Raw genomic sequence first — 21,501 nt, forward strand, 5'->3', positions numbered from 1 at the left:
GTCAGGCAGTCCCGGCAAATGCCTCACGCCATCGACAGCGTCACCGCCATCGGGCAGTGGTCGCTCGCCTTCGGCCGCGCCCAGCCGGTGCGCGGATAGCGCGCAATGCCGTCGGTGCCGGGCACCCGGAACGGCATGCCGGAACGCACGATCTCAGGCTTGGCGTCCGGATTGGCCGCCGCCAGCGCCGGCGAGACGAGGATGTAGTCGAGCTGGGTGCGGTGGTTGTCCTTGGGATAATAGTGCGTCCAGCGCTCGCCGGGTTGTAGCCGCTCGATCAGGTTGACGGAGAAGCCGCCGTTCAGCAGCGGGTCGACGCCGGTCGGCGAGACCTTGTTGCCTTCCTTGTAGACGTGGTCGTTGAGGTCGCCGCAGATGACCCAGTTGGCCCGTGCCGCGCCGTCCTTGCCGAACCGGTCCTCGATGATGCGCCGCACCGCCGTCGCCTCGGCCCAGCGGATCGGCATGGTGATGTCGCGCGGATCGTTGGTGCCGTAGGGAATGCCCGGCTCGCGCCGGAACCCCATCGACTTGAAATGGCAGACATAGATGGTCAGCGGCCGGCCGTCGACGCGGGTGTCGAGCTCCAGGCAGTCGCGGCGGAACACCCGGTCCGACCGGTTGATGCCGGCAAGGTTGAGGTCGTGGTCGTAGACGCCGAGGTCGTCGAAGGTCAGGCCCGCATGGCTGCGCGCCATGATCGGGTAGTCGCGCTTGGCAAGCGCGGCGACGTCGATGCCGCGGGCGTCGTTGCCCTCGATCAGCCGCTTCCAGGGATAGTCGAGATTGGCGAGGTGGTGCAGGTAGAACTTTTCGAAGTCCCTCAGCACCTTCAGCGACTCCACCTCCTGCAGGCAGACGATATCGGCGTGCGTATCGCGAATGGCGAGCGCCGTCGACTGGCGGGCGTCGTCGGTCATCACCACCCGGCGCGCCATTTCCAGGTCGATGAAGGTCTGCTTGTCGGGGATTTCCAGCAGGTTGAGCGCGCCCTCCCGGCGCAGCGCGTCGAGTTCCTGCTCGAAACTGAACCGCGACAGGAGGTTTTCCACGTTGAAGGTGGCAATGCGAACCGGCATGAGAACCCTCCACGATATCTGACGGCGCTGCGCCTGCCTCTCATGGCGGCCGGCCCGCCGTCAACCGTCGAAGGGGTCTTCGCTCAGAGCGTCTTTTCCATGCGCGGCAGCATCCGGCCGGCGATCGAGCCGGACGGCGCCTCGCCGGTCACCGCCATGCCCATCGCCGCATAGAACGGCACGGCATTGGGATCGGCATCGAGGCCGAGGCGATTGACGCCGGAAAGCCGCGCCCGCTCCTCCATGTGCCGCCACAGCGTGCGCCCGACGCCGCGGCGCAGGAAGTTCGGATCGACGAAGCACATCCGCACCTCGCCATGGCCGCTGTCGACGTCCGGCATCAGCTCGTAGAAGCCGGCGGCGTTGCGGCCGATCTCGCACAGCCAGATCTCGTTGCAGCGGATGGCCTCGGCCGGGACCGTGAGCTCCTTGCGGCAGGCGTCCATGAAGGCTGCGTTGTAGCCCCACACCGCCTTGGACCGCATGGCGAGCTCGGAGAGCGCGGCGGCTTCCGCCGGCCGCGCCCTCCGGACAACCCGTATGGCCTGACTAGTTCCGGCTCTTGTCGACAAGGGCCTTTTCCTTGATCCACGGCATCATGCCGCGCAGCTTTTCGCCGACCTGCTCGATCTGGTGGGCGTCGTTGATGCGCCGGGTCGCCTTGAAGGAGGGCTGGCCGGACTTGCACTCCAGCATCCAGTCGCGGGTGAAGCGGCCGGACTGGATGTCGGAGAGGATGCGCTTCATCTCCGCCTTGGTCTCGGCATTGACGACGCGCGGGCCGGAGACGTACTCGCCATATTCCGCCGTGTTGGAGATCGAGTAGTTCATGTTGGCGATGCCGCCCTCATAGATCAGGTCGACGATCAGCTTGACCTCGTGCAGGCACTCGAAATAGGCCATTTCCGGCGCGTAGCCGGCCTCGACCAGGGTCTCGAAGCCGGCGCGGATCAGCTCCACCAGGCCACCGCAGAGCACCACCTGCTCGCCGAAGAGGTCGGTCTCGCACTCTTCCTTGAAGGTGGTCTCGATGATGCCGGAGCGGCCCCCGCCGATCGCGGACGCATAGGCCAGCGCGATGTCGTGGGCGTTGCCGGAGGCGTCGTGGTCGACGGCCATCAGGCACGGCACGCCGCCGCCGCGCTGGTACTCGCTGCGCACGGTGTGGCCGGGGCCCTTCGGCGCGACCATGATGACGTCGACGGTGTCCTTCGGCTCGATCAGGTTGAAGTGGATGTTGAGGCCGTGGGCGAAGGCGATCGCGGCTCCGTCGCGGATGTTCGGGGCGATCTCGTCGCGGTAGATGTCGGCCTGCAGTTCGTCCGGGGTGGCCATCATCATGACGTCGGCCCAGCCGGCGGCCTCGGCGACGCTGAGGACCTTGAGGCCGTCGGCCTCGACCTTGGCGGCGGTGGAGGAGCCGGGGCGCAGCGCCACGGCAACCTCGGCAACGCCGGAATCCTTGAGGTTGAGGGCGTGGGCGCGGCCCTGGCTGCCATAGCCGACGATGGTGACCTTCTTGCCCTTGATCAGGTTGAGGTCGGCATCACGATCGTAATAAACGCGCATTTCGAAAGTCCTTCTCTTTTGTTGTCTGGTGTTTGCAGCGCCCCTCCCATCGGGCGCCCCGGTGGTGGATCAGTCGGGCTCCGGCGCGCTGCCGGCCTCCCGGGTGGCGGTATCGGCCCCGAAGAGCCGGAAGAAATGGTCGACGGCGACCTCCGCAAGAGCGGCGAAATCGCGTTCGGAGGGCCGCGGTGCGGCGCCGAGCAGCATGCGGGTATGGGTGTCGCCGATGATGAGGCCATAAAGGGTGCGGTAGGCGGTCTCCACGTCGGTATAGACGAGGTGGCCGCGTCGGCGCCCGGTCTCCAGCACGGCATGGGCGCGGCGCTCGATGCGGCCACGGCCGTGTTCCAGCAGCAGATGGCCGAGCCGGGCGTCGTCCCGGTTGGCCTGGCCGATGGCCAGCCGGTTGAGCGCGAGCGAGGCATCGCCGGCAAGCACCGTCAAGAGGTCGGTGCCGAAGAGGACAAGCCGCTCGCGCACGGTCTCCCGCCCGCCGATGACCTCATCGGGGAAACGGACCTTGCGCGCCTGGAACGAGACGACGGCGGCAAGCAAGCCATCCCGGTCGCCGAACCAGCGGTAGAGGCTTTCCTTGGAGCAGTTGGCGGCGCGCGCGATGCCGGCCGTCGTCAGCGCCCGCTCGCCGCCCTCGACGAGCAACTGCAGGGCGCTTTCCAGCACGGCGTTCTGCCGCTCGCTGAAATCCACCTGATCGATCTGCTTCCCTGCCGCCGGCGCCTTCGCATTCAGTCTCATTGGCCCGACCGCGCAATCCGCGGCGGCCCGCCGCGCGGACGTGCAACTCTAGCCGCGCTTAGCTGCTCCACGAAATCTCCCACAGCCGACCACACTCTGACCACTCGCGGCCTCGCCCACACCATCACGACGTCCCCCGCCATCTCAGAGGCCCAGGACGCACGCAAGGCATCCGCCCGAGATCCCCGGATACACAAGATCGAGCCGTTGCCGCCCCGGCCAACCGAACCGTACGGTACCGTACGCATACGCAGCTCAATGTCAAGCGATGAGTCCCTTTCGCCGGGAGGAACGCCGCTACCTGCGAAAGAATATCGCAATCCGCGAGCGCCAATTTAGAATTGCATACTCGTTCGCTACAAATGTATGTTTCCGACAACAATCTAGAAGCGATGGGGCAGTGGGGATGTCAAAACACATTGAAGAAGCGGTAGCTTGGTCAGTTGAACGCTTGTCCGCCGCGAAAAAAAATAGGGGAACAGCCGGCAATTTACTGATTGGAGCTGGATGCTCGATCTCCTGCGGCATTCCATCTGCGGATGGCATTATAGAGTTAATCGCGAAGAGGTATCCCAGCTCATACTCCAACATTTCGGATGAAGACAAGAAAGATTATCGTAAGATCATAAATTTGATACCGACATCAGAACGCCGAGATTTGATAATTGACATTACGAGCAACAAGAAACTTACGTGGGGATATATTGCCTTAGCAAGAATTATGGAAGCAGGTTATATAAGTAAGGTTCTCAATTTGAATTTTGACCTTCAGCTACAGAGAGCGTGTAGTTTAATTGGCTTCCATCCAGCCATTTATGATTTTTCAAATGCTGGATTTAAGGATTTCGATTTAATCGCCAATCCATCTATAGTTCATCTCCATGGACAGAGCTATGGACTGGTCCAAATGAGTGACGAACAACAGACTAACGCGCATATGAGGCGACTCCGCCCGCTAATGACAAATGCAATTAATACAGCTCCTCTTGCAGTTATTGGCTATAGTGGAGAATCTGACCAATTATTCAAGATTATGGAAAAAGAGTTTAGAGGTCGAGAGTCCCTCACATGGCTAGGATACGAATTATCTCCTAAGCCTCATTTGGATAAATTACTTTCAAAACCGCATACAAAATTTTTCGGTAATGTAGAATTTGACTCTTACATGGTGAACCTAGCTAGAGGGTTGGAGTGCTGGCCACCACGGATTCTGTCAGAACCGTTGGAATTAATCTCCGATTGGATTGGCGACATTGCCGCTTTCCGTCCATCAAACGATGAAGAAAAAATCAATATCAGCTATTTTGTCAAGAAAAAAATTGATTATATTTCAAGAAATTGGAAGAATAGACATAAAGACATACCTGAGTTTGAATATTATATGATTTCTCTTGAGTTCGAAAAGGCAATAGCACTATATGAAAGCAGTGAAAACAGATCTAAAATCGAAAGGTCAAAATACCATAAGGAATTATTGTCATGGGCTTACTCCGAAATGAGTTATAAATTGTGGAACACGGTGCATCATAAACAAAATAACGGAAAAGATTCTGATAATATACTTAACATGGCTCTCGAATACATTGATTTAGCGCTGAAATTCAATTCGAGTTATTCAAATATAAACAATAAGCTCAATATATACATTATAAAATATTTAGAAGATAAAAAAGCTAGCTCTTTGGAGAAAGCTATCAGCTATTTCAAAGCGTCAAGATCACGAGTTGAAACGTCGAAATTTTTATACAATGGTATTGTTGCCTATATTGAATTATATAAAATCTCAGGAAACAAGGAAATTATTCACGAAACAAGGAATATTTGGAAAAAGCTCAGGGAAATGGATAAAACCAGGCCATACAACTATATTTGCTTCTGCTCTATTTCCGGGAATTTTCAAGAGTGTAAGAAACTGCTTTCAGAGGGCTTTGAGACCGGCACGCTTCCAAGTATCAGCTATATGATGCAGGATGATGATCTTAAACCTATCGTAGACAAAACTTGGTTTAAAAAAATGATTTCCAAGTACGAGAAGGTTATCTAATTTACGAATTCGCTGAGCAAGAAAACACAGATAAAAAAGCACGAACGAAGACGCACTTAGCATTCCAAATGGCAAGAAACGACTTGGCTCATAAATGAATTTATAAGTAATTCATGAAAATCCATCTCAAAAAACGCGAGCTAATTGCCTGCCATAAGAGAGTTGTCTGACGCAGGCACAGCCGACTGGCCAGGCGGCCAGCAGCGATTGCCCGCAACGCTGCAGCCGCCGGAACGAGTCAGAAATCAATCGATTTGACGGCGCAGATTCGCTAAGATCGGTGCATGCCCCATCTGCTGTCGGCTGTAAGGACGCGGCTTCGCTCCGTTACACGCTGGCGCGCGATTCGATTTCGCAATCTCCCAAGCACGCAACCAGTAGAGGTCACCGTGAGCATCAACACAGACCAGATTAACAAGATTCGCACCGAGAACGGTTTCATCGCTGCGCTCGACCAGAGCGGCGGCAGCACGCCGAAGGCGCTCGCCGCCTATGGCGTCAATGCCGACGCCTACAGCAACGATGCGGAAATGTTCGACCTCGTCCACGAGATGCGCACCCGGATCATGACCAGCCCGGCCTTCACCGGCGACCGGCTGATCGGCGCAATCCTGTTCGAGATGACCATGGACCGCGAAGTCGAAGGCAAGGGCACCGCCGACTACCTCTGGGACGTCAAGAACGTCGTTCCGTTCCTCAAGGTCGACAAGGGCCTTGCCGACGAGAAGGACGGCGCCCAGGTGATGAAGCCGATGCCGGACCTTGCCGACCTCCTGGTCCGCGCCAAGGCCAAGAACGTCTTCGGCACCAAGATGCGCTCCGTCATCAAGACGTCTAACCCGACCGGCGTCGACGCCGTCGTCGACCAGCAGTTCGAGATCGGCAACCAGATCGTCGCTGCGGACCTCGTGCCGATCATCGAGCCGGAAGTCGACATCAAGAGCCCGGACAAGTCCGGCGCCGAAGAGTTGCTCCTCAAGGCCCTGATGAAGCACCTCGACCAGCTCGGCGAGGGCAAGCTCGTCATGCTGAAGCTGACGCTGCCGGAGGTCGACAACTTCTACAAGCCCTGCATCGACCATCCGAACGTCCTGAAGGTCGTGGCGCTCTCCGGCGGCTATTCCCGCGAGGAAGCCAACCAGCGCCTCGCCCGCCAGAACGGCATGGTCGCCAGCTTCTCGCGCGCCCTGAGCGAGGGCCTCTCGGCCCAGCAGAGCGACGAGGAATTCAACAAGACGCTCGATGCCGCCATCGAGAGCATCTACCAGGCCTCGCGCACGTAAATCGCGGCGCGGTCAGACAAGAGGGCCTTCGGCGCGCCGCGCCGGAGGCCTTTTTTGTGCCTGCGTTCAATCGATTCACAAGCACTTCCGTCATCGCGAGGAGCCGAAGGCGACGCGGCGATCCAGGGCCGCTTGCTCGGAGCAGTTGGCCCCTGGATTGCTTCGCTCCGCTCGCAATGACGTTCGAATGCGATGCTGGAGATACCGAAGTCACAAGGCTTCGCAAGGCCGACTGATCGCCGGGCGCAATCGCCCTACGGAAACGCGCGCCGGGCCTTTGCTCGGCCGAGCACCTTGTTTCCGGCGCCGAGCGCCTCGACGGTGAACTGGTAGGTGTGCCGGCTCGGCGGGCACGGTCCCTTGTAGCGGAACGCGCCGTAGGGAATGTTCCGCTTGCCACGCCAGGTGACGGTGCCGCCGCCATGGGGATAGTTCGGCGCGTTGAGGTCGACCATCCGAAACCGGAGCTTCTTTGTTCCCTTGGGCACCTTGCCAACCCGCATCGGCGGCGACTTGGAATCGAAACATTTTTTGGTCGGCCCCCAGGAAAAGCCGAGGCTCATCGCCGATGCCGGGCCACTGATCACGGATGCGGCAAGAAGCGCCCCGAGAAAAAGCGCACACAAGATTCCCCGAATGGCCATGGATTTCCTCCCCGTTGAAATGACCGTTTTTCGAAACGACAAAACGGTATCTAATTTCCGCAAATCGGGGAAGGCAGCCGCCCTGACGTCACGCCAATGTGTAGGCGCGGCCCCGGACGCCACGAGCGCAACGAACTCAAGTGACCGAGCATTCGAAGCCGCAAGGCTTCGCAAGGCCGAATGGCCGCCGGCGCCTATGCGCCGCCCCCGCGGAGGCACGCGCGGAGCGCGTCTGCCGTGAGCGAAAATACCCCCCCTACTCCGGCGGCGGTCGGTGGTAGCCGGGGCCGATGGTGAGCGGCTTTTTCGGCATCACCTCTTCGCCGATATTGGAGGAAAAGCTGCGCTGATAGCGTGCCATTTCCGTGCCGTCGTCGCGGTCGAGGAGGCGGATCGTGACGTCGTAGGGCTTGCCCTTTTCCACCCCGTGGACGGCCGGCGAGCGCACCATGACGGTGGGCACGCGGCTGCCGATCCGCTGGGCGACGACGATGGGATCGCCGCCGGCCGGGTCCTCGAAGGTCGCCTCGATGACGGTGCCGACCGAGATCGGCCGCATGATGCGGGCGGTGAAGCCGTAGAACATCTCCGCGACGCGGTAGTTGAAGATGAAGCCGCCGCCCTGGATCTGGAGATACGGCCGGGCGTTGGGGTCCGGCCGGTTGGCGATCACGACGACGCCGGCAACGACCATGAACAGCGCGACGAACGCAGCGGAAATGACAAGCGTGCGGTTGCTGGGCATGACGCTCCCTTTCGGTTGAGGAGAACGTCAGTCTACGCCAACCACCACGCGGTGCAATATTGTCTGTATACGATTACCGGCCTCAGACCGGGTTGCCCGCCGCCTGACGGTAGAGCCGCACGGTCTCGGCCATGCCGAAGATCAGCGCATCGGCCGTGATGCCATGGCCGATGGAGACCTCCGCGACATAGGGCACGCGGCCGATGAGCTGCGGCAGGTTGAAGAGGGTGAGGTCGTGGCCGGCATTGATGCCAAGGCCCGCCGCCTTTGCCGCCTCGGCCGTGTCCGAGATCGCCGCCAGCATTTTCGCCGCGCCCGCCGGATCGTCATAGGTCGCGCCATAGGGCCCGGTATAGATCTCCACCCGGTCGGCCCCGACTTCGGCAGCCAAGGACGGCTGGGCCGGATCGTCCGGATCGACGAACAGGGAAACCCGCATGCCGCCGGCCTTCAGCCGCGCGATCACGTCGGTCAGGAACGCCCGGTTTGCAGCAACGTCCCAGCCATGGTCGGAGGTCGACTGCGAGGGATCATCCGGCACCAGCGTCACCTGGTCGGGCCTCGCCGCTTCCACGATCGCCAGGAACTCCTCGGCCGGATAGCCCTCGATGTTGAACTCCGCGCCCGGGAATTCGGCAACGAGCGCGGCAAGTTCCGGCACGTCGGAGCGGCGGATGTGGCGCTCGTCCGGACGCGGATGGCAGGTCAGCCCGTGTGCGCCGGCTTCCAGCGCGATGCGGCCGATGCCGGTAACGCTCGGCCAGGGCAGGTCGCGCCGGTTGCGGAGCTGGGCGACGGCATTGAGATTGACGGAAAGACGGGTCGGCATGGGAGTGTACCAGTGGGCGTGTCGTTGGGGCGCGCAAGCGCGAAAAGCCGCTGATAGCATGCCGGCAAAGCCGTTGCGAGCCGAATCCCCGCATGGCCGGTCTGCACGGGACCTATCGGGCGGGCACGGGCCTACCTGACGATGGTGATGCGTTCCGCGGCGCGGGTGATCGCCGTATAGAGCCAGCGTTCCCGATGCTCCTTGAAGGCGAAGCTCTCGTCGAACAGCATCACCTCGTCCCATTGCGAACCCTGCGCCTTGTGGGTGGTGAGCGCATAGCCGTAGTCGAACTCGTCGAACTTGCGCCGCACCGTCCAGGGAATCTCGCCCTCGCCCTCGAAGGCGGCCTGTGCCACCTTGACCTTGACCGACGGACCGTAGGGCCCCTCGTCCTCGGCCTTGACGACCATGGCGAGCGAGGGCCCGAGCAGGGTCTTGCGCTTCGAGGCCGCCACATGGGTGACCTGCCAGAGGCTGCCGTTGAGGAGGCCCTTCTGGGCGTTGTTCCTGAGGCACACCAGCTTGTCGCCGGCCGCCGGCAGCGAGCCGGCAAAGCCCTTCAGCTCGCGAAGCCGCTGATTGTAGCGCCGCCGCGTGCGGTTGAGCCCGACCAGCACCTGGTCGGCGGCCAGCACCTTGTCGGTCTCCACGTCACTCTTGGAAATCACCGCGCTGTCGCCATAGCTGCCGCAATCGAGGGTCTGGCCGAGCCGCACGTCCATGGCGAGCGCGATGATCGGATTGTCCCGCGCCTGCCGGTGCACCTCGGTGAGCAGCGCATCGGGTTCCGCCTCGGTGAAGAAGCCGCCGCCGGAGATCGGCGGCAACTGGCCCGGATCGCCAAGGACGAGGACGGGCGTTCCGAAGGAGAGGAGATCGCGGCCGAGTTCCTCGTCGACCATGGAGCATTCGTCGACGATGACGAGGCTCGCCTTGGCGACCGGGCTGTTGCGCGACAGGGAAAACAGCGGCGAGACCTCGCCGGTCTCCTCCGAGGCCTCCTCGCCGCGCGGCCGGTAGATCAGGGAATGGAGGGTCCGCGCATTCTCCGCCCCGCGCGAGCGCATCACCTGCGCCGCCTTGCCGGTAAAGGCCGCGAACAGCACCTCCCCGTCGACGGATTCGGCAAAGTGGCGGGCGAGCGTCGTCTTGCCGGTGCCGGCATAGCCGAACAGGCGAAAGATCTGCCTGTCGGGCCTCTTCAGCCAACCCGACACGGCCTTCAGCGCGGCATCCTGTTCGGCGGACCATTTCATGGGGTGAGGTAAACCCTAGCCGCCGGCGAGTCGCAAGAGAAACGGTCGCCGGACGGCAAACTCAGGGGCGCCCGCCTCACTCCGCACCGGCGGAGCCGCCGAACGGCGGCCAGGGTCGCTCGGACTCCCAGAAGCAGTCCATCTTCAGGTTGAGCTGGTCCTTTTCCGCATTCCGCCCGAAGCTGAAACGAAGCGTTTCCGTCTTCGACACCTTCGCACAGCCGACACCGGTGCCATCGTGGAAGACAAAAAAGAGCCTTGCCCGGCGCCCCGACCGGCACCGCAGTTCCGCCGTCCCCGACACCCGCTGGTATTTGTAGGTGCCGGTGCAAAGGTCGAAGAAGGACGACATCAGTCGGACCCGGCCCCGGCGCCCGCGGCTGTCGCGCGCAACGCCGCGAAAGATCTCGCCGGTTTCCATGATCTTTCCGTAGACCGGCTTCTCAAGGCTGGGCCGGCTTGGCGTACGCTCCACGCTCACCGCCAGTGCGGATGAGATCAAATGCGGGCCAAACGCAAGGCCGAGCGCGGCAAGCATGAGCAACCGAACCCCCTTGCCGCCAGCCATCGCTCTTCCCCCTCAACCCGGAAACGTACCGGCCCGCCCCATGGGAGAGCCTGTCGCGCGCCAGCGCGACACGTCCTTAAGGTTGCAGGATAGCGACGAATGCCGCGTCGTTCGAGGTCAGCCGACTGATTCAGGGCAAGGGGCGCCGAGGTGTCGCACCGCGCGACCGTCCGCCGGCTACAGCGCCTCCTGGCCGCGCTGCATGGCGGCGACGCCCGTGCGGGCCACTTCGACCATGCCGAGATTCTGCATGATGTCGAGGAACTCGCCGACCTTGTAGCTGGTGCCGGTGACCTGGAACACGAAGTGCTCCGTCGTCGCGTCGATCACCTTGGCCTCGTAGATCTCGGCGAGCCTGAGCGCCTCGACCCGGTTGTCGCCGCGCCCGACGACCTTGACCAGGGCCAGCTCGCGCTCCAGCGGACGGCCGGTGTCGGTCAGGTCGGTGACCCGGTGCACCGGCACCATGCGGCCGAGCTGGTTCTTGATCTGGTCGAGGATCATCGGCTTGCCGGTGGTGACGATGGTGATCCGCGACAGGTGCTTCTGGTGCTCGGTTTCCGTCACCGTCAGCGATTCGATGTTGTAGCCGCGGCCGGAGAACAGCCCGACCACGCGGGCAAGGACGCCCGGTTCGTTGTCGACAAGCACCGATAGGGTGTGGGTGACAGGCTCTTCGGAGGACGAGGCGAAGAAATAGGCGGAGCCGGCGGATTGTGCGTTCATGGCGTATCTCTTTTCGAAAACGGGTCGGCAGGGCGAGGCCCGGGGATGAGATGGCGAGGCCTGGGACCGCTTTCCGCGCTCCCCGGCCGAACGGCCGTTAGACCAGCATCTTGCCCTCTTCGCCGATGGCGTTCGCGACCTCCTCGTCGGTGACGTTTTCACCAAGGAGCATGTTGTTGTGCGCTTCGCCCGAGGGGATCATCGGGAAGCAGTTCTCCACATTGACGACCTGGCAGTCGAAGATCACCGGCCGCCTGGTGTCGATCATCTCGTCGATCTTGTCGTCGAGTTCGGCCGGGGTCTTGGCGCGCAGGCCGACGCCGCCATAGGCCTCCGCCAGCTTCACGAAATCGGGCTGCGACTCCACATAGGAATGGGACAGCCGGTTGCCGTGCAGCAATTGCTGCCACTGGCGCACCATGCCCATATATTTGTTGTTGAGGATGAAGATCTTGATCGGCAGGTCGTGCTGCACTGCCGTGGAAAACTCCTGGATCGTCATCAGCACCGAGGCATCGCCGGCAATGTCGATGACGAGCGAATCCCGGTGCGCGACCTGGATGCCGACCGCCGCCGGCAGGCCGTAGCCCATAGTGCCGAGGCCGCCCGACGTCATCCAACGGTTCGGCTCGTCGAAGCCGTAGAACTGGGCCGCCCACATCTGGTGCTGGCCGACCTCGGTGGAGATGTAGGTGTCCTTGCCCTTGGTCGCCTGATAGAGCCGCTGGATGGCGTATTGCGGCATGATCACGTCGTTGTTGGCCCGGTAGTTGAGGCAGCGCTTGGCGCGCCAGCCCTCGATCTCCTTCCACCACGAGGCCAGCGCCTTCTTGTCGACCTGCTTGGATTCGGACCGCCACAGCCGCACCATGTCCTCCAGCACGTGGCCGATGTCGCCGACGATCGGAATGTCCACATGGACGTTCTTGTTGATCGAGGACGGATCGATGTCGATGTGGATCTTCTTGGAATGGGGCGAGAAGGCATCGAGCCGGCCGGTGATGCGGTCGTCGAAGCGGGCGCCGACGCAGATCATCACGTCGCAGTCGTGCATGGCGTTGTTGGCCTCGAACGTGCCGTGCATGCCCAGCATGCCGAGCCAGTTCTTGCCGGAGGCCGGATAGGCGCCGAGGCCCATCAGCGTGGAGGTGATCGGATAGCCGGTCAGTTCGACCAGATCGCGCAGGAGCTGGCTCGCCGCCCGGCCGGAATTGACGACGCCGCCGCCGGTATAGAACACCGGCTTCTTGGCGCCGGCGATCAGGTCGACCGCCTCGCGGATCGCCGCCGGATCGCCCTTCAACTGCGGCCGGTAGCCCCTATAGGAGCTGGCGATGTCGCCATTGGTGCGCTTTTTCGGCGGCTGATAGGTGCCCGTGGCGAACTGCACGTCCTTGGGGATGTCGACCACGACCGGACCCGGCCGGCCGGTCGTTGCGACGACGAAGGCCTCGTGCAGGATGCGGGCGAGGTCGTTCACGTCGCGGACGAGCCAGTTGTACTTGGTGCAGGGCCGGGTGATGCCGACGGTATCGCACTCCTGGAACGCGTCAGAGCCGATCAGGCTGGTCGGCACCTGGCCGGTGATGCACACGAGCGGGATGGAATCCATCAGCGCGTCGGTCAGCGGCGTCACCATGTTGGTGGCGGCGGGACCGGAGGTCACGAGCGCAACGCCGCACTTTCCGGTCGAGCGCGCATAGCCCTCCGCGGCATGGCCGGCGCCCTGCTCGTGCCGAACGAGGATATGCTCGACCTTTTCCTGCTGGAAAAGCTCGTCATAGATCGGCAGAACGGCGCCCCCGGGATAGCCGAAAATGTGCTCGACGCCCTGATCGATCAAGGCTTGGATGACCATCTCGGCTCCGGTCATTTCCCGTGTCATGGCATGAGGTCCCTTGTGTGTCTTCGTGTGACTGGTCGGTCTTTTGGCTGGTTGTCGGTCTTTTTTGATCCGGAAACAAAAAAGGGGCCCGAAATCGGCCCCTGCGCGCGCTCACCCGTTCCTGGCGGTCAAATGACCGTCCCGGTGGCGCGCTCCCTTACTACGAGAATGATCATGCGCATGGTTTGCGCTCTCCCGAATTCCAAATCGCTGCGGACTTTATGTCCGGCGGCATTGAGGGTCAAGGCCGAAGTACCGGGCAAGACTGGATGAAACGTCGCAAGGGCCAAGGTCAGGCAAAATAGACGCCTGGTCGAACCTGAACGACGCCATCGCTGATCGCCAGCCCGAACCGTCAGACCTCCCGCCAGTCCCAATCGCCCATCTGACCGCGAAACCAGGTGAGCTGGCGCTTGGCGTAGCGGCGGGTCTCCACGACGGAGCGGGAAATCGCCGCTTCGAGATCGCAGGCGCCGGAAAGGTGGGCGGCGAGCGGACGGACCCCGATCGCCTTCATCGCCGGCAGTTGCGGATCGAGATTGCGGGCGGTGAGCGCGGCGACCTCATCGAGCGCACCGGCCTCCGCCATCTGCCGGAACCGTGCCTCGATGCGCCGGTGCAGTTCGGGTCGCTCCGGCGACAGCACGATCCGCTCCGCATCCTCCGGGTCGATCAGTGGCCGGCTCGCCTCTTCATGGAAGGCGGCGAGCGACTTGCCGGTGGCGGTGACGACTTCAAGCGCCCTTGCGATCCGCTGCGCGTCGCCCGGGTTGAGCCGTTCGGCCATTTCCGGGTCGAGCTGGGCGAGCTTGGCGTGGAGCGCCTCGGATGGCTCCGCCGCCGCCATGTCGCGCCAGTAGATGCGCACATTCTCCGGGATCGGCGGGATCTCCGTCAGCCCCTCCGTCAGCGCCTTGAAATAGAGCCCGGTGCCGCCGACGAGGATCGGCAGGCGGCGCGCGAGGGCCGCCTCGTCCAGCACGTTCTTGACGTCGTCCAGCCAGCGGCCGACGGAATAGGGCTCTGAGGCATCCACATGGCCGTAGAGCCGGTGCGGCACACGCGCGGTCTCGTCCTCGTCCGGGCGCGCCGTCAGGATCCGAAGATCGCGATAGACCTGCATGGAATCGGCGTTGATGATGACGCCGTTATCGGCTTCGGCCAGGCTGAGCGCCAGAGCCGACTTGCCGCTCGCGGTCGGTCCTGCGATAAGGACCGCGCTCTTCCCGTTCTCCCGACGCCGGACCGTCTCAGTGCCCATCGTCGCCACACTCATCGCCAATCCGGCGCGCCCGGAACTGAGCGACGCCCTTGCCGAGACCGCCCGCCGCGCCGTCGGCGGCGGCGCACCGGACTGGCTGGCGCCAGGCATCGCCTGCGATATCGCGCTTGGTGCCGATGCGGATCGCACCACCGTTCGCAGCACAATCGTCGAGGCCCTTGCCGGCGCCCCCGTAGACCTTGCGGTCGTCGACACGCTCGACCGCCGCAAAAAACTGTTCCTTGCCGACATGGACTCCACCATGATCGAGCAGGAATGCATCGACGAACTCGCCGCGGAAGTGAAGCTGAAAGACAAGGTCGCCGCGATCACCGAGGCGGCGATGCGCGGCGAGCTCGATTTCGCCGGCGCCTTGAGGGAGCGGGTCGCGCTCCTGAAGGGCCTCGACACCACCCTCTTCAAGCGCATCATCGTGGAGCGCATCAGCCTGACGCCCGGCGCGCGGACCCTCGTGCGCACGATGCGCGCGAACGGCGTTCACTGCGCCCTCGTCTCCGGCGGCTTCACGGTATTTACGCAGGAGATCGCCCGCATCGTCGGCTTCAACGAGCACCACGCCAACCGCCTCGTCGTCGACGGCGGCCGGCTGAGCGGCCATGTGGTGGAGCCGATTCTCGGCGCCGAAGCCAAGCTCAATCGGCTGCGCGCCCTGCGCGACCGTCTCGGCCTGCTGCCGCGCCAGACGCTGGCCGTCGGCGACGGCGCCAACGATCTGATGATGGTGGAGGAGGCCGGGCTGGGCGTTGCCTACCACGCCAAGCCGACGCTCGCCGAGGCGGCGGACATCCGCATCGACCATGGCGACCTGACCGCCCTGCTTTATGCCCAGGGCTACCGGCAGAGCGAATTCACCCATTAGGCAGTATCGAGGCTTGGCGCCGGCCCTATTGGGCCGGCTCCTTGTCCTCCTCCGGCTCGGCGATCTCGTCGAACCGCACGGCGACGAAGCGCAGTTCGCCCGTACCGTTGGATAAGAGCAGCAGCACCGAGCGCCTGCCGTCGTCGGCGAGGTCCTTGATCCGCCCCTCCACGTCGGCCGGCGTCGCGACGGCCTCCTGGGCGACCTCGACGATGACGTCGCCGGCCTGGACCCGCTTCTCCGCCGCCGGGCTCGCCGGATCGACCTCGGTGACGACGACGCCGGTGACGCTGTCGTCGATCTTGAACTGGGCCCTGAGGGCCGGATCGAGTTCAGCCAGCACCATGCCGAGCGCCTCGCCGGTCTGGGCGGCTTCCGGCTCCTGCTCTTCCTCGACCTGCTCGTCTTCCTTGTTGCCGTTCTCGAAGTCCTCGAGCCGGCCGAGGGTGATCGCAAGCGTCATTTCCTTGCCCTTGCGCAGGACCCTGACCGCGACCTCCTTGCTGATCTCGGTCTCCGCGACCATGCGCGGCAGCTCGCGCATGGAGTCCACCTTGCGGCCGTCGAACTCCAGGATCAGGTCGCCCGGCTGGATGCCGCCCTTGGCGGCCGGACCGTCCGGGGTAACGCCCGCGACCAGCGCACCATAGGCTTCGTCGAGGCCGAGGCTGTCGGCGATGTCGTCGTTGACCTGCTGGATGCGCACGCCGAGCCAGCCACGCCGGGTCTCGCCATACTCGCGGAGCTGGTTGATGACCTTCGTGGCGATCTGCGAGGGGATGGCGAAACCGATGCCGATGGAGCCGCCCGACGGCGAGATGATCGCCGTGTTGATGCCGACGACCTCGCCATACATGTTGAACAGCGGACCGCCGGAATTGCCGCGGTTGATGGCCGCGTCGGTCTGGATGTAGTCGTCATAGGGACCGGAGCGGATGTCGCGGTTGCGGGCCGAGACGATGCCGACGGTGACCGTGCCGCCGAGATTGAACGGGTTGCCGATCGCCATCACCCAGTCGCCGACCCGGATCTTCTGGCTGTCGCCGAACTTCACCGCCTTCAGCGGCTTGACCGGCTTGACCTTGAGCACGGCGAGGTCGGTCTTGGAATCGGTGCCGAGCAGTTCCGCCGTCAGCTTGGTGCCGTCATTGAAGTTGATGACGATCTCGTCGGCCTTGTCGATGACGTGGTTGTTGGTGACGATGATGCCGTTCTTGCCGTCGACGACGAAGCCGGAGCCGAGCGACTGCACCCGCCGGGGCACGCCGCCATTGGGCTGGTTGCGCCGGCCGCGCCGGTTGAAGAAGTCCTCGAAGAACTCCTGGAACGGCGAGCCCTCGGGCAGCTTCGGCGGCTTCACCGAGCGCTGGTCGGCGACGATCTGCGTCGTCGAGACGTTGACCACCGCATCGAGCAGCCGTTCGGCGAGGTCCGCGACCGAGTCCGGGCCGTGACGCATCGGCATTGCCGGCCGGGCGGCCTCGGCAGAGGCATCCGGCTCCGCGACCGCCGATTGGGCCATGGCCGCGCCGGCACCGCCGGTCGCCAGGAGCGCGGCGACGACGGCCGTGCGGACCGCCTTGCCGGCAACGTCAATGCTGATCAATCCCATCGCTTTTCTTTCCCTTGAGAAGGTGTTCCATCAACCGCGCACCAGCCAGACGACGACGAGGCCGGCGGCGATCGCGATGATCCCGCCGGTCCTCAATGTCTGCTCCGGAACGTCCTGCATCTGACGCATCAGCTCTTTCAGCGTGCCGGGCGCGAGGGCATAGAACGTCCCCTCGATCGCCAGCACCAGTCCGAGCGCAACGAAGAGGTCGCTCATTGCGCCGGCTGGGCGGCGCCGGTGTCCTCACTGGCATCCGCCGGAGCCGAAGCCGGGGTCGCCGGCGTCTCGGCGGCATCGCCCGTGGCGGCAGCGTCGGCCGGAGCCTCCGCACCGCTGTCGCTCGCCGACGGATCGACACGATAGCCGCCCGTCTCGCCCGGATCGCGGAAGAAGCGGAAGAACTCGCTGTCCGGCGACAGCACCATAGTGGTGCCGGATTCCTCGATCGCGGTCTCGTAGGCCTTCATGGAGCGGTAGAAGGCGAAGAACTCCGGATCGCGCTGGAAGGCCTCGGCGAAGATGCGGTTGCGATCGCCCTCGCCCTCACCGCGCAGGATCTCCGAGATCCGGTTGGCCTCGGCGACCAGCACCACCGCCTTGCGGTCGGCCTCGGCGCGGATGCGCTGGGCTTCCTGGCGACCATTGGCGCGGATCTGCGCGGCCCGGGCAAGACGTTCCGCCTTCATGCGCTCAAAGGTCTGCTGGCTGACTTCCGGAAGGAGGTCGGTGCGACGAATGCGCACATCGACGATATCGATGCCGAGGCTGGACGCATCGGGCCGGATCTGGTCGCGCACGTCGCGCATCATTTCCGCCCGCTGCGCCGACAGGGCGTCCTCGAAGCTCCTGAGGCCGTAGACCCGGCGCAGGGCCGCGTTGAGGCGGGTGATCAGTCGTTGCTCGACCAGCGCCAGGCTACCGGAGACGCTCTCGCGGAACCTGCGCGGATCGATGATCTTGAACACCAGGAACGCATCGACGACGTAGCGCTTGCCGTCGCTGACCTGGACGTTGATGTTTTCCAGGTCCATGCGCAGCAGCCGGTTCTCGATGATCTGCACCTGCTCGAAGAAGTTGGTCGGCACCTTGAAATAGATGCCGGGCTCCGTGATCACGGTGCGGATCTGGCCGAGGCGGACGACGATCGCCTGCTCGCGCGCGTTAACGACGAAGATCGACGAATAGACGAGCAGCGCGAGGACGGCGATGCCGCCGAGGATGATCGGAAGCTTCTTCATGGTCAGTTGCTCCCCTGGCGCGCGCCGTCACGGCGGTTACGGTCGAGTTCGGTCAGCGGCAGATAGGGCACGACCCCCGAACCGGCCTTGTCCTCGACGATGACCTTGTTCGACGACTTCAGAACCCGCTCCATGGTTTCCAGATAAAGGCGCCGCTTGGTGACGTCCTTTGCCTTGTCGTATTCGTTGTAGACGGAGACGAAGCGCTGGGCCTCACCTTCGGCCTCCTTGGTCACCCGGTCCTTGTAGCCCTTGGCTTCCTCCTGGATCTGGGCGGCCTGGCCGCGCGCCTCGCCGAGGCGCTGGTTGGCGTAGGCGTCGGCCTCGCGCTTGAAGCGGTCCTCGTCCTGCTCGGCGCGCTGCACCTCCTCGAAGGCGTCGGCGACTTCGGCCGGCGGGTCGGCGGCCTCCAGCTTGATGCCGGAGATGTCGACGCCGGCGCCGTAATCGTCGAGCGAGGTCTGCATCTGGGCGCGCACCGCATCTTCGATGCCCTGACGGTCCTTACGGAACACGTCCTCGGCCGGCCGCCGGCCGACCACCTCGCGCATGGCGCTTTCGGCGATGCTGCGGATGAGGCTGTGCGGGTCGCGCACATTGAATAGGTACTTGCCCGGATCGGCGACCTTCCACAGCACCGAGAACTCGACATTGACGATGTTCTGGTCGCCGGAAAGCATCAGGCTCGACGAGGTGCTGCCGCGCTCGCGGCCGCGTCCGACGCCGATCTCTTCCTTGTTCTCGATGATCTTGACGATCTCGACGGTCTCGACCGGCCACCAGTGGAAATGGATGCCCTGCTGGTTGAATTCCTGCTTCGGCTTGCCGAACACCAGTTCGACGCCGAGTTCGTCCGGCTGCACGGTGTAGATCGACTGGAACAACCAGATCGCCACCGCCGCAACGGCAATCAGCCCGGCGATCAGCGGCGTCGAGCCGCCACCCGGCAGCGACGATTTCAGCTTTTCCTGCGTCCGGCGCAGCAGTTCCTCAAGGTCGGGCGGCTGTCCGCCGCCACCGCCGCCGCCGCGCTGCGGTCCGCTGCCCCACGGGCCGCCGCCACCGCCGGACCCCCAGGGGCCGTTGCCGCCTCCGCCGCTCTGGTTACTCCAAGGCATTTATCTGTGTCTCCGAAATCATTCGCCGGCGGCCAGCCTTGCCGTCGGCACAGGTATGGGTTTGGCGCGGGTTATAGGCGATGCCACCCGGCGTTTCAACGAACGGTCCCCAACCGACCGGCCGTGTCGCGCACGACGTTCCTGCTGGAAAAACCAAAAGGTTCCCGACAAGTGGGGCGGCGGAACCGTAACGTCAACGGGGCGTTCCGCGTTTTCGGCCCCTGTGCGCCGCCGGCCGGTTACTCCTCGGCCGCCTGGTCGGTTTTGATCCGGTCGTAAATGGCAAAGGAGGTCCCGGTGCTGTCGTCGACGCCGCGGATCATCGGCTCGCGCGTCAGGCACGACCAGACCTCAGGGTCGATCTCCGGAAAATAGGTGTCGCCCGCCGGCGTCCCGGCCACATGGGTGACATAGAGCCGCTCCGCCCGGTCCATCAGACGCTCGTAGAGGCTTGCGCCGCCGATCACCATCACCTCTTCGGCGTCCGCCTTGCCGGCCGCTTCCTCGGCAACGTCCATCGCCTCGACCACCGAATGAACGATCCGGATGCCCTCGGCGTGGAAGTCGTCGGAATTGGTCAGCACGATGTTGGTGCGGCCGGGAAGCGGCTTGCCGATGGACTCGTAGGTCTTGCGGCCCATCAGGATCGGCTTTCCCATGGTCAGTTCCTTGAACCGCCTGAGGTCGCTCGGCAGCCGCCAGGGCATGCCGCCGCCGCTGCCGATGACGTTGTTTTCCGCCACTGCAGCGACCAGACAAATACGCAATCCCATCAATCGTCACTCCCTGAAACCGTCGGCCGATCGCACCGGCTGCGGGAACCATCTACCGGTCGCCACCGTTGAGCATGGCGAAACGCCGGCGCGCCAGCGTCCTGGAGCGCACCCGTTGCAAGGAGCCGACCAATGATCAAATGGATTCTTATTCTGCTCGTCATCGCCGCCGTGGCGGGCCTTCTGGGGTTCAACACCATCTCCGGCGTCGCCGCGACCGGCGCCCGCCTCTTGATCGGCATCGTGCTGATCCTGTTCCTGCTGGTTCTGTTCGGCCTCGTCGTCGTATAGCCCCGGGCCACTCCGTCCCGACGCGTCGTCGGGCACCCTTCGCGTCCGTCGCCGGCTGCGCATCCCCCCCGCCGCAGCCACCAGAACCTGGCGGCGGACGCGATCCCCTTCGAGTCCTGCGGAAAGATCCCCGCCTTCGGATCGGCCCTCAAACCGCGACCGCCGCCTTGATGTGCGGGTGCGGGTCGTAGCCGGTGAGCTGGAAATCGTCATAGACGAAGTCGAAGATCGAGCCGACCTCAGGATTGAGCGCCATCTGCGGCAGCGGGCGCGGCGCGCGGGAAAGCTGTAGCCGCGCCTGGTCGAAATGATTGGAATAGAGGTGCGCGTCGCCGAAGCTGTGGACGAAGTCGCCGGGCTTCAGGCCGCTCACCTGCGCCATCATCAATGTCAGCAGCGCGTAGGACGCGATGTTGAACGGCACGCCGAGGAAGACATCGGCGGACCGCTGGTAGAGCTGGCAGGAGAGCTTTCCGTCGGCGACATAGAACTGGAACAGGCAGTGGCACGGCGGCAGCGCCATGCGCTCGATGTCCGCCGGGTTCCAGGCCGTGACGATCAGCCGGCGCGAATCCGGATTGCGCCGGATTTCCTTGGCGACCCAGGCGATCTGGTCGATGGTGCGTCCGTCCGGCGCCGCCCAGCTCCGCCACTGCCGGCCATAGACCGGGCCGAGATCGCCGTTCTCGTCGGCCCACTCGTCCCAGATCGACACCCCGGCCGCGTTCAGATAGGCGATGTTGGTGTCGCCGGCGAGGAACCACAAAAGCTCGTGGATGATCGATTTCAGATGCAGCTTCTTGGTGGTGACGAGCGGAAAGCCGTCGGCGAGGTCGAAGCGCATCTGGTGGCCGAACACCGAGCGCGTGCCGGTGCCGGTCCGGTCGGCCTTGTCGACCCCGTCGTCCAATATGCGCTGCAACAGATCGAGATAGGCCCGCACC

Annotated in this window: 22 protein-coding genes; 4 read left to right on the forward strand and 18 right to left on the reverse strand. The window is 63.6% G+C overall.

From position 1 onward, the window contains the following. Positions 1-23 precede the first annotated feature (23 nt). The 4 genes from M2319_RS06515 to M2319_RS06530 all read right to left on the reverse strand — a co-directional run bounded on the left by M2319_RS06515 (position 24) and on the right by M2319_RS06530 (position 3,404). The gene (locus tag M2319_RS06515) at positions 24-1,079 is read right to left on the reverse strand and encodes an endonuclease/exonuclease/phosphatase family protein (protein ID WP_264600638.1); all 1,056 of its coding nucleotides are present in this window, start codon (positions 1,077-1,079) and stop codon (positions 24-26) included. 83 nt (positions 1,080-1,162) lie between these two features. Next, positions 1,163-1,564 carry a GNAT family N-acetyltransferase gene (locus M2319_RS06520; RefSeq protein WP_264600639.1) on the reverse strand — a complete coding sequence of 134 codons (402 nt, stop codon included), beginning with the start codon at positions 1,562-1,564 and terminating at the stop codon, positions 1,163-1,165. Between the two features lie 64 nt (positions 1,565-1,628). Next, complete coding sequence (gene ilvC / locus M2319_RS06525) at positions 1,629-2,648, reverse strand: ketol-acid reductoisomerase (RefSeq protein WP_264600640.1); 1,020 nt, start codon at positions 2,646-2,648, stop codon at positions 1,629-1,631. Between the two features lie 69 nt (positions 2,649-2,717). Further along, positions 2,718-3,404 (reverse strand): TetR/AcrR family transcriptional regulator, encoded by a 687-nt coding sequence (locus M2319_RS06530; protein ID WP_264600641.1) that lies wholly within the window; start codon positions 3,402-3,404, stop codon positions 2,718-2,720. A gap of 406 nt (positions 3,405-3,810) precedes the next feature. Here M2319_RS06530 and M2319_RS06535 point away from each other — a divergent pair, with 406 nt between their 5' ends. Both M2319_RS06535 and M2319_RS06540 read left to right on the forward strand, forming a co-directional pair. Then, positions 3,811-5,448 carry a hypothetical protein gene (locus M2319_RS06535; RefSeq protein ID WP_264600642.1) on the forward strand — a complete coding sequence of 546 codons (1,638 nt, stop codon included), beginning with the start codon at positions 3,811-3,813 and terminating at the stop codon, positions 5,446-5,448. 389 nt (positions 5,449-5,837) lie between these two features. Next, positions 5,838-6,731, forward strand: coding sequence for a fructose bisphosphate aldolase (locus tag M2319_RS06540; RefSeq protein ID WP_264600643.1), 894 nt, complete (start codon positions 5,838-5,840; stop codon positions 6,729-6,731). 254 nt (positions 6,732-6,985) lie between these two features. Here M2319_RS06540 and M2319_RS06545 read toward each other — a convergent pair whose 3' ends face one another. The 8 genes from M2319_RS06545 to miaA form a co-directional block, all read right to left on the reverse strand. Continuing rightward, complete coding sequence (locus M2319_RS06545; protein WP_264600644.1) at positions 6,986-7,375, reverse strand: YbhB/YbcL family Raf kinase inhibitor-like protein; 390 nt, start codon at positions 7,373-7,375, stop codon at positions 6,986-6,988. A gap of 256 nt (positions 7,376-7,631) precedes the next feature. Next, complete coding sequence (locus M2319_RS06550) at positions 7,632-8,120, reverse strand: hypothetical protein (protein ID WP_264600645.1); 489 nt, start codon at positions 8,118-8,120, stop codon at positions 7,632-7,634. Positions 8,121-8,202: 82 nt separating this feature from the next. Then, on the reverse strand, positions 8,203-8,949 hold the full coding sequence (locus M2319_RS06555) for a pyridoxine 5'-phosphate synthase (protein WP_264600646.1): 747 nt from the start codon (positions 8,947-8,949) through the stop codon (positions 8,203-8,205). Between the two features lie 131 nt (positions 8,950-9,080). Continuing rightward, positions 9,081-10,205 (reverse strand): ATP-dependent DNA helicase, encoded by a 1,125-nt coding sequence (locus M2319_RS06560; RefSeq protein ID WP_264600647.1) that lies wholly within the window; start codon positions 10,203-10,205, stop codon positions 9,081-9,083. Between the two features lie 76 nt (positions 10,206-10,281). Further along, a complete protein-coding gene (locus tag M2319_RS06565) occupies positions 10,282-10,680 on the reverse strand; it encodes a hypothetical protein (protein WP_264600648.1) in 399 nt (132 codons plus the stop codon). Between the two features lie 270 nt (positions 10,681-10,950). Beyond that, positions 10,951-11,499 carry an acetolactate synthase small subunit gene (gene ilvN, locus M2319_RS06570; protein ID WP_264600649.1) on the reverse strand — a complete coding sequence of 183 codons (549 nt, stop codon included), beginning with the start codon at positions 11,497-11,499 and terminating at the stop codon, positions 10,951-10,953. Positions 11,500-11,596: 97 nt separating this feature from the next. Next, entirely contained in the window at positions 11,597-13,384 is a 1,788-nt protein-coding gene (locus M2319_RS06575) for an acetolactate synthase 3 large subunit (protein WP_264600650.1), read from the reverse strand. A 355-nt stretch (positions 13,385-13,739) separates the two neighbouring features. Beyond that, on the reverse strand, positions 13,740-14,645 hold the full coding sequence (miaA, locus tag M2319_RS06580; protein WP_264600651.1) for a tRNA (adenosine(37)-N6)-dimethylallyltransferase MiaA: 906 nt from the start codon (positions 14,643-14,645) through the stop codon (positions 13,740-13,742). Here miaA and serB point away from each other — a divergent pair. Continuing rightward, on the forward strand, positions 14,638-15,525 hold the full coding sequence (gene serB / locus M2319_RS06585; protein ID WP_264600652.1) for a phosphoserine phosphatase SerB: 888 nt from the start codon (positions 14,638-14,640) through the stop codon (positions 15,523-15,525). The genes miaA and serB overlap by 8 nt on opposite strands. Before the next feature lie 25 nt (positions 15,526-15,550). Here the strand turns inward: serB and M2319_RS06590 are convergent, their stop codons facing one another. From M2319_RS06590 to M2319_RS06610, 5 genes are all read right to left on the reverse strand, one after another. Next, positions 15,551-17,137 carry a DegQ family serine endoprotease gene (locus M2319_RS06590; RefSeq protein ID WP_406682073.1) on the reverse strand — a complete coding sequence of 529 codons (1,587 nt, stop codon included), beginning with the start codon at positions 17,135-17,137 and terminating at the stop codon, positions 15,551-15,553. A 30-nt stretch (positions 17,138-17,167) separates the two neighbouring features. Beyond that, on the reverse strand, positions 17,168-17,353 hold the full coding sequence (locus M2319_RS06595) for a DUF2065 domain-containing protein (RefSeq protein WP_264600653.1): 186 nt from the start codon (positions 17,351-17,353) through the stop codon (positions 17,168-17,170). Then, positions 17,350-18,375 (reverse strand): protease modulator HflC, encoded by a 1,026-nt coding sequence (gene hflC / locus M2319_RS06600; protein WP_264600654.1) that lies wholly within the window; start codon positions 18,373-18,375, stop codon positions 17,350-17,352. The genes M2319_RS06595 and hflC overlap by 4 nt, the downstream gene beginning before the upstream one ends. A 2-nt stretch (positions 18,376-18,377) precedes the next feature. After that, positions 18,378-19,493, reverse strand: a complete 1,116-nt coding sequence (gene hflK, locus M2319_RS06605; protein ID WP_264600655.1) for an FtsH protease activity modulator HflK — start codon at positions 19,491-19,493, stop codon at positions 18,378-18,380. Positions 19,494-19,732: 239 nt separating this feature from the next. Further along, on the reverse strand, positions 19,733-20,266 hold the full coding sequence (locus tag M2319_RS06610) for a dihydrofolate reductase (protein ID WP_264600656.1): 534 nt from the start codon (positions 20,264-20,266) through the stop codon (positions 19,733-19,735). Between the two features lie 132 nt (positions 20,267-20,398). On the opposite strand from M2319_RS06610, the gene M2319_RS06615 reads away from it, so the two are divergent. Continuing rightward, positions 20,399-20,557: a DUF1328 family protein gene (locus M2319_RS06615; protein ID WP_264600657.1), complete on the forward strand. Its 159-nt coding sequence runs from the start codon at positions 20,399-20,401 to the stop codon at positions 20,555-20,557. A 148-nt stretch (positions 20,558-20,705) separates the two neighbouring features. On the opposite strand, the gene M2319_RS06620 is transcribed toward M2319_RS06615, so the two are convergent. Then, positions 20,706-21,500 carry a thymidylate synthase gene (locus tag M2319_RS06620; RefSeq protein ID WP_264600658.1) on the reverse strand — a complete coding sequence of 265 codons (795 nt, stop codon included), beginning with the start codon at positions 21,498-21,500 and terminating at the stop codon, positions 20,706-20,708. Between the last annotated feature and the right edge of the window lies 1 nt (position 21,501).

It is taken from the genome of Rhodobium gokarnense (genome assembly GCF_025961475.1).
GTDB classification, from domain to species: Bacteria; Pseudomonadota; Alphaproteobacteria; order Rhizobiales; family Rhodobiaceae; genus Rhodobium; species Rhodobium gokarnense.